Annotated in this window: 15 protein-coding genes; 11 read left to right on the top strand and 4 right to left on the bottom strand. The window is 72.9% G+C overall.

The genetic code is table 11. From position 1 onward, the window contains the following. The 8 genes from ABT299_RS39380 to rlmB form a co-directional block, all read left to right on the top strand. A partial coding sequence (locus tag ABT299_RS39380) for a tyrosine-type recombinase/integrase (RefSeq protein WP_500253853.1) occupies nt 1–720 on the top strand: 720 nt, incomplete at its 5' end. A 182-nt stretch (nt 721–902) separates the two neighbouring features. Then, nucleotides 903–2120, top strand: coding sequence for a homogentisate 1,2-dioxygenase (locus ABT299_RS39375; RefSeq protein WP_190860795.1), 1218 nt, complete (start codon nt 903–905; stop codon nt 2118–2120). Continuing rightward, complete coding sequence (locus ABT299_RS39370; protein WP_500253852.1) at nt 2113–3024, top strand: DUF6585 family protein; 912 nt, start codon at nt 2113–2115, stop codon at nt 3022–3024. The genes ABT299_RS39375 and ABT299_RS39370 overlap by 8 nt, the downstream gene beginning before the upstream one ends. A gap of 259 nt (nt 3025–3283) precedes the next feature. Next, the gene (locus ABT299_RS39365) at nt 3284–3640 is read left to right on the top strand and encodes a YciI family protein (RefSeq protein ID WP_194737203.1); all 357 of its coding nucleotides are present in this window, start codon (nt 3284–3286) and stop codon (nt 3638–3640) included. Next, nucleotides 3637–4908, top strand: coding sequence for an RNA polymerase sigma factor (locus ABT299_RS39360; protein ID WP_500253851.1), 1272 nt, complete (start codon nt 3637–3639; stop codon nt 4906–4908). The genes ABT299_RS39365 and ABT299_RS39360 overlap by 4 nt, the downstream gene beginning before the upstream one ends. Next, nucleotides 4883–5866 carry an alpha/beta fold hydrolase gene (locus ABT299_RS39355; protein WP_500253850.1) on the top strand — a complete coding sequence of 328 codons (984 nt, stop codon included), beginning with the start codon at nt 4883–4885 and terminating at the stop codon, nt 5864–5866. The genes ABT299_RS39360 and ABT299_RS39355 overlap by 26 nt, the downstream gene beginning before the upstream one ends. Before the next feature lie 111 nt (nt 5867–5977). Next, nucleotides 5978–7375, top strand: a complete 1398-nt coding sequence (cysS, locus tag ABT299_RS39350; protein ID WP_500253849.1) for a cysteine--tRNA ligase — start codon at nt 5978–5980, stop codon at nt 7373–7375. Between the two features lie 262 nt (nt 7376–7637). Continuing rightward, on the top strand, nt 7638–8555 hold the full coding sequence (gene rlmB, locus ABT299_RS39345) for a 23S rRNA (guanosine(2251)-2'-O)-methyltransferase RlmB (protein ID WP_500253848.1): 918 nt from the start codon (nt 7638–7640) through the stop codon (nt 8553–8555). 84 nt (nt 8556–8639) lie between these two features. Here rlmB and ABT299_RS39340 read toward each other — a convergent pair whose 3' ends face one another. Beyond that, nucleotides 8640–9281: a sulfotransferase family protein gene (locus ABT299_RS39340; protein WP_500253847.1), complete on the bottom strand. Its 642-nt coding sequence runs from the start codon at nt 9279–9281 to the stop codon at nt 8640–8642. Between the two features lie 223 nt (nt 9282–9504). On the opposite strand from ABT299_RS39340, the gene ABT299_RS39335 reads away from it, so the two are divergent. After that, a complete protein-coding gene (locus ABT299_RS39335; protein WP_387029451.1) occupies nt 9505–10389 on the top strand; it encodes an EamA family transporter in 885 nt (294 codons plus the stop codon). On the opposite strand, the gene ABT299_RS39330 is transcribed toward ABT299_RS39335, so the two are convergent. The 3 genes from ABT299_RS39330 to ABT299_RS39320 are packed head-to-tail and all read right to left on the bottom strand — an operon-like array spanning nt 10384 to nt 12489. After that, nucleotides 10384–11580 carry an RNA polymerase sigma factor gene (locus ABT299_RS39330; RefSeq protein ID WP_500253846.1) on the bottom strand — a complete coding sequence of 399 codons (1197 nt, stop codon included), beginning with the start codon at nt 11578–11580 and terminating at the stop codon, nt 10384–10386. The two genes, ABT299_RS39335 and ABT299_RS39330, sit on opposite strands and share 6 nt — an antisense overlap. After that, nucleotides 11570–11917: a YciI family protein gene (locus ABT299_RS39325; RefSeq protein WP_190860761.1), complete on the bottom strand. Its 348-nt coding sequence runs from the start codon at nt 11915–11917 to the stop codon at nt 11570–11572. Before ABT299_RS39325 ends, ABT299_RS39330 begins: the two co-directional genes overlap by 11 nt. Further along, nucleotides 11914–12489 carry a dihydrofolate reductase family protein gene (locus tag ABT299_RS39320; RefSeq protein WP_190860757.1) on the bottom strand — a complete coding sequence of 192 codons (576 nt, stop codon included), beginning with the start codon at nt 12487–12489 and terminating at the stop codon, nt 11914–11916. The genes ABT299_RS39325 and ABT299_RS39320 overlap by 4 nt, the downstream gene beginning before the upstream one ends. A gap of 220 nt (nt 12490–12709) precedes the next feature. Between ABT299_RS39320 and ABT299_RS39315 the strand changes: the two genes are divergently transcribed. After that, nucleotides 12710–13591, top strand: coding sequence for an intradiol ring-cleavage dioxygenase (locus tag ABT299_RS39315; RefSeq protein ID WP_500253845.1), 882 nt, complete (start codon nt 12710–12712; stop codon nt 13589–13591). Between the two features lie 228 nt (nt 13592–13819). Further along, the gene (locus ABT299_RS39310) at nt 13820–14221 is read left to right on the top strand and encodes a PASTA domain-containing protein (RefSeq protein ID WP_500253844.1); all 402 of its coding nucleotides are present in this window, start codon (nt 13820–13822) and stop codon (nt 14219–14221) included. Nucleotides 14222–14267: the final 46 nt, after the last annotated feature.

Genomic DNA, 14267 nt, shown 5'->3' with positions numbered 1-14267 from the left:
CGGGTGCCGTCGCTGCGGCAGGCTCGCGCGCTGCTGGCGGCGGCCGGTGAGGCACGCGGGCACCTGGCGGCGTTCTTCGCCACCCTGTACTACGCGGGGACCCGGCCCGGTGAGGTGCGGGCGCTGTGCGTCCAAGACTGCACGCTGCCGCGTCAGGGGTGGGGCTCGCTGCTGCTGGCGGGCAACCGTCCCGAGATCGATGCCGCCTGGACGGAAGACGGGGACCGGTGGGCGCGGCGGGAGCTGAAGCACCGTGCGCCCGGTGAGGTGCGGCCGGTGCCGATTCCTCCCGTGCTCGTCGGCATCCTGCGGGCGCACATCGACCGCTACGGCACGGCGCCGGATGGGCGGCTGTTCTGGGAAGGCGACGACTTCGCGCCCGTGACCGGCCAGACCTACCGGCGCGTCTGGGGCAAGGCGCGCAAGAACGCTCTGAGCGGCTCTGAGCGGGCCTCGCGGCTGGCGGAGCGGCCCTATGACCTGCGGCACGGCAACGCGTCCCTGCTGCTCAACTCGGGCGTTCCGGCAACCGAGGTCGCCCGGCGGCTGGGGCACTCGGTACAGATGCTCTACACCACATACGCGCACTGGTTCGACGGCATGGAGCAAGCCGCGAACGCTGCCGTTGACGCTGCCCTCTCGGACGGCGACACGCTGACCTGCGAAAACTCCGACGGCGGGCCAGCTACGGGCCAAGAGGACAGGGGCGGCGGCTCATGACCGCGTATCCGCTGGTCGCAGCCATGATCGCGGCACCTTGAACGTTCACCACAGAACGACGTTCTGCTGCCGTTCGCCGCGCGCGGCCTCGAACATGGAGGCGTCGGGGTCGGAGGGTCCCGCCGCGACACGGGTGAAGACGTACCGTAAGGGGACGAAGGCGTCCCCGATGGGAGGCGGCGATGCCGTACTACAGGGCCGTGGGGGAGATCCCGCGGAAGCGTCACGTGCAGTTCCGGCGGCCGGACGGCGGCCTGTACGCCGAGGAGCTGATGGGCGAGGAGGGCTTCACCTCCGACTCCAGCCTGCTGTACCACCGGCACGCCCCGACGGCGATCACCAAGAGCGAGGGCGTGCGGGACGGGGCCGCCGACGGCGCCGGGCTCGCCCCGAACCATCCGCTGCAGCCGCGCGCCTACCGCACCCAGGACCTGCCCGAGGGCGGTGACATGGTGCTCGGCCGGCAGATCCTGTTCGGCAACGACGACGTGACGCTCTCGTTCGTCGCGGCGGACGCCACCAGCGAGCTGTACCGGAACTCGGCCGGCGCCGAGGTCGTGTACGTCCAGTCCGGGCGGGCGAGGGTCGAGACGACCTACGGGGCGCTCGACGCCGGCGAGGGCGACTACGTGGTCATCCCGACCGGGACCATCCACCGGTGGGTGCTGCCGGAACGGGGCGGCGGGGCCTCTCTCCACGCGCTCGTCATCGAGGCGAGGGGGCACATCAGGCCGCCGAAGCGGTACCTGTCGCAGTACGGGCAGTTCCTGGAGCACGCCCCCTACAGCGAGCGCGACCTGCGCGGACCGTCCGAACCCCTCCTGGTGGACGGCGGCGAGGTGCCGGTCCTCGTCCGCAACCGGAACGGGCTGTCGCGCCTGACGTACCTGCGGCACCCGTTCGACGTCGTCGGCTGGGACGGCTACCTGTACCCCTACGTCTTCAACATCAACGACTTCGAGCCCATCGTGAAGCGGACGCACGCGCCGCCGCCCGTCCACCAGACGTTCGAGGGCCCGGGGTTCGTGATCTGCTCGTTCTGCCCGCGTCCCCTCGACTTCGACGACCGGGCCGTGCCGATCCCGTACAACCACCACAACGTCGACAGCGACGAGATGATGTTCTATGTCGCCGGGGACTACTCGGCCCGCAAGGGCTCGGGGATCGGCATCGGCTCCATCTCGCTGCATCCGTCGGGGTTCACGCACGGGCCGCAGCCGGGCGCCGTCGAGGCGGTCGTGGAGGCGGTGCGGCAGGGGCACGACCGCACCACGGAGATGGCCGTCATGATCGACACGTTCCGTCCGCTGCGGCTGGGCGCCGCGGCGCGCCGCTGCGAGGACCCCGAGTACGCGTGGACGTGGGCCCGCACCTCCGGCCAGCGGGAGGGCGATGGCTGAGCCGCCCGGTCTCGGCGAGCCGGTCCGGGCCTTCGACGCACGGCCGGCCCGGCGCCGCGCGCTCACCTGGCTGGCCGCGCTCGCCGCGGCCGTGGCCGTGCTGGTCCCGCTCGCCGTCGCCGCCTTCCTGTCCGGCCGCGCCTGGCTCGGCGCGCCGCTCACCGTGATCGCCATGGGCTGCGCCGCGGCCGCCGGGTGGATCGCGGGCTGGGGCATCGTGTGGAAACGCGCCCCCGTCGTGCACCTGTACACCGGTGGCCTCCTGGTGTCCCCACCTCCCGCCGGCGGCGCCACTTCGACGTCCGCCCATCGCGCGCATGGGGACGCACGCGGGGAGGGCGACACGTGGGGAGGGCACACCCCGCAGGGGACGCTCGCGACCCGCGGACCGGGCGGCGACGCCGCTGTGTTCGTGTGGGACGACCTGGTCTCGGTGACGGTCTCCGGCGTCCACCTTGGGGGCCGGGCTCCGGCATCGTCCAGCGGCTCGACCCTGGGCGCGGGTGGCTCCGGGCCGGCCGGCGGGACGCGGTGGCGCTTCACGGTCGTGAGCTCGGACGGACACGTCCTGCGCTTCGGCGACGAGCTCCCGGGCGTCCGGCTGCTCGGCGAGACGATCGCCGCCGAGGTGACGCGCCGCGCGGTGCCCCGGCACCTCGCGGCGGTCAAGGCGGGCGAGGCCGTGCGGCTGGGGCCCTTCACCGTCGACCTGGAAGGCGTTGAGAAGGACGGCCAGCGAGTCCCATGGCGGGCGGTCCGCGAGGTCGGGATCGAGGACGGGCTGGTGACCGTGCGCTCGTACGGCGGCCGTCCCGACCTGGCCGCGGTCGCCGGCCACATGCCCGACGCCCTGCCCTTCACCCTCCTCTGCGACCAGATCAAAGAACTACTAGGCACCCACTGACGCGCGGGCGGCTCCCCACGCCCCCACGGACCCGGTGGCCTGACCCACGTCCCGGCAGGTGCGAGCCCGCGCGGCCGGCACCGGGCACGGGACGCCCTCCGGAGGTTTTCCGGGGATCCGAAGATTTCTTCGGGAAGGATGTCGAGGAACCGGCCGCGGCTCCGATCAGTGGGTGACGGGCGGCCGACGAGGGCCGCCACCGGGACCGGGGCGGCCGCGAGAGGCCGCGCCACCAGAACGAGGAGACACCGTGAAGTACATGCTGCTGATCTTCAACCGGCCGGGGTTCGTCGAGGAGCTGACCGAGCAGGAGCGCCAGGAGCTGTTCGGCGAGGTCGACGAGATCATGAAGGAGATCACCGAGCGCGGCGAACTCGTGGTGACCGAGGCGCTCGCCGACCCGTCCACCACCCGCGTCGTCCGGCAGAAGGACGGGCTGCCCGCCGTGACCGACGGCCCGTTCGTCGAGGCGAAGGAGCACCTCGCCGGCTACCTCACCGTCGACTGCGACAGCCTGGAGCGGGCCGTCGAGATCGCCTCGCGGTGGCCGGACGTCCGGTTCGGCGGGCGCATGGAGGTCCGCCCCGTGATGCACCACGCCGGAAGCGAGATGTGACCGTGCCCGTCGCGGTCGAGGACCTGCTGCGCGAGCTGGCGCCGCAGGTCCTCGGGACCCTCGTGCGGCGGCACGGCGCGTTCGACGCGTGCGAGGACGCCGTCCAGGAGGCGCTGCTCGCCGCCGCCGTCCAGTGGCCGGAGGAGGGCGTCCCGGAGAACCCGCGCGGCTGGCTGCTGACCGTCGCGACGCGCCGCCTCACCGACCAGTGGCGCAGCGAGCGCGCGCGCCGCGACCGGGAGGCCGCCGTCGCGCTGCGCGAGGTGCCCGCCGGCGAGGAGGCTCCGGGCGAGGACCGTCCCGGCGACCGCGACGACACGCTGACCCTGCTGTTCCTCTGCTGCCATCCGGCGCTGACGCCGTCCTCGCAGGTCGCGCTGACCCTCCGCGCGGTCGGCGGGCTGACGACCGCGCAGATCGCGCGGGCGTTCCTGGTGCCGGAGGCGACGATGGCGCAGCGGATCAGCCGGGCCAAGCAGCGGATCAAGGCGACCGGCGCCCGGTTCGCCCCGCCGCCCCCGGCCGAGCGCGACGAGCGGCTCCGCGCCGTCCTGCACGTCCTGTACCTGATCTTCAACGAGGGGTACACCGCGTCCAGCGGCCCGGACCTGCAGCGCGCCGACCTCACGGCGGAGGCGATCCGGCTGGCCAGGGCCGTGCACGGGCTGCTGCCCGGGGACGGGGAGGTCACCGGGCTGCTCGCCCTGATGCTGCTGACCGACGCCCGCCGGCCCGCCCGCACCGGCGCGGACGGGCTGCTCGTCCCGCTGCCCGAGCAGGACAGGACGCGCTGGGACGCCGGGGCGATCGGCGAGGGCACCCGGCTGATCACCGACGCCCTCACCTGGTCGGCGCCCGGCCCGTACCAGGTGCAGGCCGCCATCGCCGCCGTCCACGCGGAGGCCCCGCGCCCCGAGGACACCGACTGGCCGCAGATCCTCGCCCTGTACCGGCTGCTGTCGCACCTGGCGCCGAACCCGATGGTCACGCTGAACGAGGCCGTCGCGCTCGCGATGGTGCACGGCCCGCGCGCCGGCCTCGACCTGCTGGCGACCCTGGACGGCGACGAGCGCCTGTCCGAGCACCACCGGCTCGCGGCCGTCCGGGCCCACCTGCTGGAGCAGGCGGGCGACCCGGCCGCCGCCCGCCGCGCCTACCGGGAGGCCGCCCGCGGCACCACGAGCCTCCCGGAACAGCGCTACCTCGAAGCCCGCATCGCACGACTCGACGGAGAAGACCACGATGGAAACGACCACGCGAACCCTTGACGTCCCCGGCGTCTCCCTGCACTACGAGGTGCGCGGGTCCGGGCCCGTCCTGCTGCTGATCTGCGGCGGGATCTACGACGCGGCGGGCTACGCCGGGCTCGCCGGGCTGCTCGCCGACCGCTACACGGTCGTGACCTACGACCGGCGCGGCAACTCCCGCAGCCCGCTCACCGGCCCGCCCGAGCGCCAGGAGATCGCCGTCCACGCCGACGACGCGTCCCGGCTGCTCGGCGCGGTGGCCGGCGGCCCCGCCTTCGTGTTCGGCAACAGCTCCGGCGCGCAGATCGCGCTCGAGCTGGCGGCGCGGCATCCCGAGCAGGTCCGCGCGGTCGTCGCACACGAGCCGCCGCTGCTCGGGCTGCTGCCGGACGCCGACCACTGGGAGTCGGTCATCGTGGACGTCGAGCGCGCCTATCGGGAAGGCGGCGTCGGCCCCGCGATGGGCGTCTTCGGCGCCGCCATGGGCATGTCCGGCGGCGACGAGCCCGGCAGCGAAGGCGAGCCCAGCAGCGAGGGTGAACCTGGGGGCGAGGGCGAACCCGACGACGCGGGGGAGCCCGACAACGCGGGGGAGCCCGGGAATGCGGGGGAGCCCGGGAATGCGGGGGAGGCGGAGGGCCTCGGGGAGGCCGCCGGGTCCTCCGAGGCCGCGGAGGCGCCGAGCCCCGAGATGCTGGAGATGTTCGCGCGCTTCGAGAAGAACACCGACTTTTTCGCCGGCTACGAGGTGCCCGGCTTCGGGCGCCACTCCCTCGACGTCGGGAGGGTGCGCGAGTCGCCCGTCCGGATCACGGTCGCCGTCGGCGCGGAGTCCGCCGGCGAGCCGCCCCACCGGGCCGGTCTCGCCCTGGCCGAGCGCCTCGGGAAGCCCGCCGAGACCTACCCGGGCGACCACGGCGGCTTCGGCGCCGAGGCCCCCGCCTTCGCCGCCCGCCTCGCCGAGACCTTCTCCTCCTGATGCGAGGCACCGCCCCCGGTCCCCTCCGGGCCCGTCCGGAGGGGACCGTCGGATCGGGCGCGGGTGCGCGAGAGTCCGCGCGGGCAGGGGCCTATCCAATAACCTGGGGCTGTGAGTCTGCGCCTTTACGACACCGGTACCCGTAGCGTCCGCACGTTCGAGCCCCTCGAAGAGGGCCGCGTGGGGATGTACGTGTGCGGTGCGACGCCGCAGGCCTCTCCGCACATCGGGCACCTCCGGTCCGGTGTCATCTACGACGTGCTGCTGCGGTGGCTGCGCGCGTCCGGCTACGAGGTGACGTTCGCGCGGAACGTCACCGACGTCGACGACAAGATCATCGCGGTGGCGGCGGAGCTGGGCGTGCCGTGGTTCGCGGTCGCCGAGGGCAACCAGCGGGTCTTCACGCAGGGCTACGACCTGCTCGGCTGCCTGCCGCCGACGATCGAGCCGCGCGCCACCGGGCACGTCCCGGAGATGATCGTGCTGATCCGGCGGCTGATCGAGAACGGGCACGCCTACACCGCGGCCGGCGACGTGTACTTCGACGTGAAGTCCTGGGCCGACCACTACGGCGAGCTGTCGAACCAGCGGCTGGAGAACATGCGGCCGACCGGCGACACCCCGAACGAGGACGCCAAGCGCGACCCGCGCGACTTCGCGCTGTGGAAGGGCGCCAAGCCCGGCGAGCCGTCCTGGGAGACGCCGTGGGGCGACGGGCGGCCCGGCTGGCACCTGGAGTGCTCGGCGATGGCGACCAAGTACCTCGGGCCGGTCTTCGACATCCACGGCGGCGGCGTCGACCTGATCTTCCCGCACCACGAGAACGAGATCGCCCAGTCGCGCGCGGCGGGCGACGGGTTCGCGCGGTACTGGCTGCACAACGGGCTGCTGACCGTCGACGGCGAGAAGATGAGCAAGTCCGTCGGGAACGTGGTGCTGCTGCCCGACCTGCTCGGGAAGGCCCGTCCGGCGGAGATCCGCTACTACCTGGCCTCGGCGCACTACCGGTCGCTGATGGACTACACCGACGCGGCGCTTGCCGAGGCGGTGTCGGCCTACCAGCGCATCGAGGGGTTCGTCACGCGGGCGAGCGAGGTCGTCGGCGCGGGAGAGCCGGCGGGTTCGGTGCCCGAGGCCTTCGCGGCCGCGATGAACGACGACCTGGGTGTCCCGCAGGCGCTCGCGACGCTGCACGAGACCGTCCGGGAGGGCAACAGCGCCCTGGCGGCCGGGGACGAGGACGCGGTCCGCGGGCATCTGGCGTCCGTCCGGGCGATGGCCGGGGTGCTGGGCCTCGACCCGCTGTCGGAGCAGTGGAGCCAGGGCGGCGGCGACGATCTGCGTCCCGTCGTGGACGCCCTGGTCGCGGTGGCCCTGGAGCAGCGGCAGGCGGCGCGGGCCCGCAAGGACTACGCGTCGGCCGACGCCATCCGCGACGGCCTCGCCGACGCCGGGATCGTCGTCGAGGACACCCCGCACGGCGCCCGCTGGGAACTGAAGCGCGATTGACCTGGCCGCCCCCCGGCCTTGATCTCGCCGCCCTTTGGCCCTGACCTGGCCGAACCCGGGGCCCTGGCCTCGCCGGGCCGGGGCCGCGGCCCAGGCCGCCCGCCCTCCCCGGCGGGCGGTTCGGTCCGGCGGGCGTCGCGCACTGGCCGCGGCGGATAAAATGGCATGTTCGCGGGCGCCTGCATGTGCGCGCCCCGGAGTTTCCAGCCGCCCGACAGCCGCGAGGGCGAGCACGCAATCGTCGCGAGGGGCGTACCGAACAATGGCCAAGCGCAAGGGCAAGGGTCCCACCCCCAAGGCCGAGGACCGGCACTGGCACGGCAAGCGCCAGAAGGCGCGCGCCGTCAAGAGCGCCAAGCGGACCGGCACCCAGACGCTGGGCCCGGGCGCGCGCGCGGCGCGGACCACCGACGGCCGCCCCACGACGGGCCGTCCCGCCGGAGCGCGCCGCGCGAACGGTGAGGTCCCCGAGCTGGTCACCGGGCGCAACCCGGTCGTGGAGGCGCTGCGCGCGGGGGTGCCCGGCAGCACCCTGTACGTGACGTCGAGCACGGACGAGCGCGTCCGCGAGTCGATCCAGATCGCCGCCGACCGCGGCATCCCGCTGCTGGAGACCGGCAAGAACGAGCTGGACCGGCTCACCGACGGTGCCGTCCACCAGGGCATCGCGCTGCAGGTCAAGCCGTATCGGTACGCGCATCCGGACGACCTGCTCACCGGGACGTCCCCGCTGATCGTCGCGGTCGACGGGATCACCGACCCGCGCAACCTCGGCGCGATCGTCCGGTCCGCGGCGGCGTTCGGCGCCACCGGCGTGGTGGTGCCGGAGCGGCGCGCCGCGGGGGTGAACGCGGGCGCGTGGAAGTCGTCCGCGGGGACGCTCGCGACGGTCCCGGTGGCGCAGGCGACGAACCTGGCGCGGCAGCTGAAGGCGTACCAGAAGGCAGGCTGCTTCGTCGCCGGCCTGGACGCGCGCGGCGGCGTGACCATCGGCGACATGGAGATCGCGACGGGCCCGTTCGTGCTGGTCGTGGGCTCGGAGGGCAAGGGCCTCGGCCGGCTCGTCGCCGACACCTGCGACATGCTCGTGACGATCCCGATGCCGGGCAAGGCGGAGTCGCTGAACGCCGGGGTGGCGGCCGGGATCGCGCTGTACGAGGTCAGCCGCCTGCGCTCCTGACGCCCCACCGTCCTTGACGTCTCGCTGCTCGCAGACGTCTCGCCGCCCCGATCGCCTCGACGGCGGTCGGGGGCGGGGAAGCGGTCAGGAGGGGGCGGTGTTCCCGAGGCGTTCCTTGAGCGTGGCGGCGAACGTGGCGCGATCGTTGCTGCGCGGGTACGGCTCGTCCGGGACGGGGACGTCGAGGAACGCGCAGAGCGGCTCCCACCCGTGGGCGGCCTCGAACTCCAGGAGCCGCTCCGCCGGGATCTCGCGGCGCACCGCCTCGTTGTGCTCGTTGAACGTCCTGATCGCGTGGTCCTCGTCGATCCGGCCGCCGAGGACGCCCTCCCAGACGATGCGGCGGGCGACGTCGCGCATCGCGGCGAGTTCCGGCGGCGCGCCGTCGAAGTCCGCGTTGTGCGACTGGAAGATGGTGGCGCGCGCGCTCTGGTACCAGCATTCGGGGTCGCGGACGGTGAGGATGACCTTCGCGTCGGGATAGTGGCGGGTGAGGCCCCGCCAGTACGCGGCGCCGGGCCAGTCGACCGTCGCGCGGTAGCCGTCGTAGACGCGGTCCCAGTCGGGGGTTCCCGTCTCGGCGACCTCGCGCCATAGACCGATCTGTGCGGGGTCCTCGAACAGGGCCGCCATATGGTGGCACGGCCCGAATTCGAGCCGTTCCAGGGCGGTCCGCAGGGAGAGCGTGCCGGTCCGGCCGAATCCGACGCCGATGACCTGAAGCAAGGGGAGCTCCTCTCGATCGGTTGCCGAGGCCAGCGTCGGCCGGGTGCCGAGGGCCCGCAAGGGACACGTTCCGTACTCGCCCGACAGCGTGTGGTCACGCGAGCGGCATGGTGGCCGGGATCACTCTCTTTCCGTAAATAATCTCAACGTTCAGAGGATTGACGGTCAGGTAAGCCTCGTGCTGTTATCTCAACGTTGAGATAATCAATGAAGGGTGATCCAGATGACCGCCATCGCGGCACCCCGGTCCCTGCGCAACCGCTACGCCGCCGACCTCGGCCTCGCGGCGCTCGCGCCCGCGAGCTGGGGCACCACCTACGTCGTCACCACCACGCTGCTGCCCGACGGCCGCCCCCTGCTGGCCGCCACGATGCGCGCCCTGCCCGCCGGGCTGGTGCTCCTCGCCGCCAACCGCCGCCTCCCCCAGGGCTCCTGGTGGTGGAAGTCCGCCGTCCTCGGCGTCCTCAACTTCGGTGCGTTCTTCCCGCTGATCTTCTTCGCCGCGTACCGGCTGCCCGGCGGCGTCGCCGCCACCATCGGCTCCGTCCAGCCGCTGGTCGTCGCGGTGCTGTCGGTGCTCGTCCTGCACGCCCGCCCCGCCCGCGCCGTGCTGTACTCGGCGATCGCCGGCACCGGCGGCGTCGCGCTGCTGACCCTGACCGGCGACGCCCGCCTCGACCCGCTCGGCATCGGCGCCATGCTCACCGCCACCTCGCTGATGGCCACGGCGATCGTGCTGGCCAAGAAGTGGGGACGGCCCGAGTCCCCGATCGTCATGACGGGCTGGCAGCTCACCGTCGGCGGGCTCGTCCTCGCCCCCTTCACGCTCGCGTTCGAAGGCGTCCCCACGTCGCTGACCGGCCAGAACGTCCTCGGCTTCCTCTACCTCGGCATCGTCGGGACCGCGATCGCGTACGCGCTGTGGTTCCGCGGCATCGACCGGCTGCCGCCCACCTCGGTCTCCCTGCTCGGCCTCACCAACCCGATGGTCGCGACCCTCGCCGGCCTGACGATCCTCGGCCAGACCCTCACCGGCTGGCAGGTCGTCGGGTTCACCGTCGCCCTCGGCGCCCTCGTCGCCGGACAGGCGTTCAACCGCCGATCATGACCCGTCCCGGACGCCCTGCCGCACACCGAGGCGCCGCCGCTCCAGGAACGCGATCTCGACCTCGTCCTGTGTGCGCGCGAGCGCCTCACCGTAGGCCACAGCGGCCTCCCCGTCCCGTCCCGACCTCCGCAGCAGATCCGCGCGGATCGCATGGAACAGGTAATAGCGGCTCAGATCCAGCTCCTCGACCAGCGAGAGCGCCGCGTCCACCCCCTCGACCTCCGCGACCGCGACCGCCCGGTTCAGCGCCACCACCGGGCTCGGCGCCACTGCCATCAGCTGGTCGTACAGCGCGAGCACCTGCCGCCAGTCCGTCGGCGGACGGCTGTGCACCGCGTTGATCGCCGCCTGGATCTGGTACGGCCCCGGACGATTCCGCCGCAGGCACCACCGCACCAGCTCCCGGCCCTCCTCCGCCATCGCCCCGTCCCACGAGCCCGGATCCTGGTCGGCCAGCAGCACCAGCTCGCCGTCCCGCACCCGCGCCGCCCGCCGCGACTCCACCAGCAGCATCAACGCCAGCAGCCCCCGCACCTCCGGCTCGTCCGGCATCAGCTCCAGCAGCACCCGGCCCAGCCGGATCGCCTCCGCCGCCGTCCCCTCCCGCCGGTACCCCTCGTTGAACACCAGGTAGACCACCGCGAGGACCCCCGCCAGACGTTGCGGAAGGTCCTCCGCCGCAGGCACCCGGTACGGGATCCGCGCCTCCCGGATCCTCGCCTTGGCCCGCACCAGCCGCTGCGCCATCGTCTTCTCCGGCACCAGGAACGCCCGCGCGACCTCCGCCGTCGACAACCCGCCCACCATCCGCAACGTCAGCGCCACCCGCGCCGCCATCCCCAGCGCCGGATGGCAGCACGTGAACAGCAGCCGCAACCGGTCGTCCCCGATCGCGGGCTCCGCGCCCGCCTCCGCCTCCGCCGGACCGCTCAGCAGCGCCGCCTGCGCGTGCTTCCCCGGCCGCGCGCCCTCCCGCCGCAGCCGGTCGATCGCCCGGTTCCGCGCCGTCGTGATGATCCACCCCGCCGGGCTCGGCGGCGGACCGTCCACCGGCCAGCGCCGCACGGCCTCGGCGAACGCGTCCTGCACGGCCTCCTCCGCGACGTCCAGATCCCCGAACGCCCGGACCAGCACCGCCACCGCGCGGCCGTGCTCCTCCCGGAACGTCCGCTCGACGTCGTCAGCACTCACCCTGGAAGGGTCGCACCTCCACCGGCAGCCCCGTCACCCGCGAGTACCGCCCGGCCCACCACAGCGCCTCGTCCTGGCTCTCCATCTTGACGATGGTCAACCCGCCGATGTGCTCCTTGCTCTCGGTGTACGGCCCGTCGGTCGCGATCACGTCATCGCCCTCGACCCGCACCACCGCGCTGTCGCCGGGCTCGTGCAGCGGGCACCCGAACACCCACGCCTCCGAGAGCTCCAGCTCCCGGCGGATCTCGCCGAGCTTCGCCATCACCTTCTCCAGCTCCTCCGGCGGCGGCTTCTCGCCCACGGGCTGGATGATGTTGAACACGTACCGCTTCATGCGTCCTCCAGTTTCCGATAGGTCGCGATGACGACCCCAGTCGTCGTCGTGACGGTGCCCACCAGCCGCAGATTCTCCGAGAATCCCGCGAACAACCGCCGTCCCGTCCCCAGCACCACCGGATGGATCAGCAGCAGGAACACGTCCACGAGCCCCAGCCGCGCGAGCGACCGGACGAGCTCCCCGCTGCCGTGCACCGTGAGCCGCTCCTCCCGCTCCTTGATCCCCGCGACCGCCTCCACGTCGTCCACGAGCACCGAGTTCTCCCACGGCAGCGGCTCCCGCAACGTCCGCGACACGACGTACTTCCGCGTCCGGTTCAGGACCTCGGTGTACGGGTTGTCCTTCCGGGCGGGCCACACCGCGCGGAAGTCCTCGTACGTCCGCCGGCCGAGCAGGATCGCCCCGCCGCCGCCCATCCGCTTGCCCATCTCGGAGGCCATGACCTCGTCATTCCCGGGAATCGCCCAACCACCGTGCGGGAACCCGTCCCGTTCGTCCTCGTCCGCCCGCGCCGGCGCCTGCATCACGCCGTCGAGCGTCACGTGCTCCACCACAGTCAGGTTCCCCACGAGCCGATCTCCTCACCTACGGCCGGCCCACCGCCGACCCCTCGCCCCCTATACGAAGACGGTCTCCCCGGATCGACACCGATCCCGAGAAACTTCCGCACGCCCTTCCCCACTGGGCGCATCAGGCGCTCATGGGACTTTCATCTTCCGCCCATGGGGCTCTCAGGACGTCTCGTTTGGCTTGCCGCGTCCCCGTTTCCCCCCAACGAGGAGGCTCCCGATGGACGAGAACGAGCAAGATGGACCGGCGCCACGCACAAGGCTGAGCCGCCGCGCCGCGCTGACCGCGATGGGCGGCGTCGGCCTGACGGTCGGAGCGGTCGCCGGCGGCGTGGTGCTCTCCGGCGGCGCCGAGGGCGGGACCGCCACGCCCGTGTCCGCCACGTCCGGCGCGAAGCGGCCGTCATGCGTCCTCACGCCGGAGACGATCGAGGGCCCGTACTACCTCGACTACGAGATGGTCCGGCGCACCATCACCGAGGACCGGCCGGGCGTCCCGCTGATCCTGCGGACGACCGTCGTCGACTCCCGGACGTGCCGTCCGATCCCCAGGACGGCCGTGGACATCTGGCACTGCGACGCGGGCGGCGTCTACTCCGGCTACGAGGGCAACACCCTGCCCGGCGGCGGGACGCCCCCCACCGGCACCCCCACCGACGCGCCGACCGGCCCGCCTCCCGGGGGCGGCGACATGCACCAGGAGCCGGTCAACGACCTGACCTTCCTGCGCGGCGTCCAGCTCGCCGACGGCCACGGCGCCGCCGAGTTCGCGACCGTCTACCCCGGCTGGTACCAGGGGCGGGCCCTGCACATTCACGTGAAGGTGCACATCGGAGGCAAGGTCGATCGGCAGAAGAAGACCTACACCGGCGGGCACGTCAGCCACACCGGCCAGCTCTTCTTCTCCGAGGACCTGGCGGAGAAGATCGCCGCGCTGTCCCCCTACAAGGACAACACCGTCGAGCGCGTGAAGCTGGACGACGACTTCATCTACCAGCAGGCCGACTCCGGCCTGCTGACGATCCGTCCGCTCCACAAGGGCCGGATCGAACGCGGCCTGCTCGCCACCATCACCCTGGGCGTAGACCCGACCGCCACCTGACCCGCACGCACGATGCCCCCTTCCCCAAGCGGAAGGGGGCATCGTGCGTGGGACTTGAACCCTCCGCCTCCTGTTCCCAAAGGCTCCGGGAAACCACCGCCGCCCGCCTGGCCCGCTCGTGACACCCCTCTCACCAGCGTGAACGTCCAGTGAAGACGGCACGTCCCAGAAACGCCCGCCACAGGGACGCTTCCCCGCCACAACGAGAACAGGAATCCTCTTATGCGCATGATCATCTCTGCCGCCGCGGGCGTCGCCGTCCTTGCCCTTGCCGCCTGCGAGCCCGCCGCCCCCACGGCCGCGCCCGCCAAGACCGTCACCGTCACCCCGACGCCGACGCCGACGCACACCGTGACCGCGGCCCCGAAGGCCGCCGCACCGACGAAGACGCACGCCGCGAAGCCGAAGCTGATCCGCGTTCCCGACGTCGTCGGCCACAACCACCAGAAGGCGCAGGACGAGATGCAGGCCCACGGCCTGTTCATGCTCGCCGAAGAAGACGCGACCGGTCAGGGACGGATGCTGCTGTGGGACCGGAACTGGGTCGTCGTCCGGCAGAAGCCCGCACCCGGAACCGTGGTCTCGCCGAATACCACGATCACCTTGTACAGCAAGAAGTACACCGACTGATCCGGGGGCTCGGCGTCCTCCCGCGGGCGTCCACTTGTGGACGCAG

It is taken from the genome of Spirillospora sp. NPDC000708 (assembly GCF_040299565.1).
Taxonomy (GTDB): domain Bacteria; phylum Actinomycetota; class Actinomycetes; order Streptosporangiales; family Streptosporangiaceae; genus Spirillospora.
Note: the sequence above shows the minus strand (reverse complement) of the source record. Positions and strands in the feature narration are given on the sequence as shown.

Excerpts from the sequence above, each read along its gene's own strand:
- ABT299_RS39375 (WP_190860795.1), top strand. The coding sequence starts at position 903 with ATGCCGTACTACAGGGCCGTGGGGGAGATCCCGCGGAAGCGTCACGTG.
- ABT299_RS39370 (WP_500253852.1), top strand. The coding sequence starts at position 2,113 with ATGGCTGAGCCGCCCGGTCTCGGCGAGCCGGTCCGGGCCTTCGACGCA.
- ABT299_RS39365 (WP_194737203.1), top strand. The coding sequence starts at position 3,284 with ATGCTGCTGATCTTCAACCGGCCGGGGTTCGTCGAGGAGCTGACCGAG.
- ABT299_RS39355 (WP_500253850.1), top strand. The coding sequence starts at position 4,883 with ATGGAAACGACCACGCGAACCCTTGACGTCCCCGGCGTCTCCCTGCAC.
- rlmB (WP_500253848.1), top strand. The coding sequence starts at position 7,638 with ATGGCCAAGCGCAAGGGCAAGGGTCCCACCCCCAAGGCCGAGGACCGG.
- ABT299_RS39335 (WP_387029451.1), top strand. The coding sequence starts at position 9,505 with ATGACCGCCATCGCGGCACCCCGGTCCCTGCGCAACCGCTACGCCGCC.
- ABT299_RS39325 (WP_190860761.1), bottom strand. The coding sequence starts at position 11,917 with ATGAAGCGGTACGTGTTCAACATCATCCAGCCCGTGGGCGAGAAGCCG.
- ABT299_RS39315 (WP_500253845.1), top strand. The coding sequence starts at position 12,710 with ATGGACGAGAACGAGCAAGATGGACCGGCGCCACGCACAAGGCTGAGC.
- ABT299_RS39310 (WP_500253844.1), top strand. The coding sequence starts at position 13,820 with ATGATCATCTCTGCCGCCGCGGGCGTCGCCGTCCTTGCCCTTGCCGCC.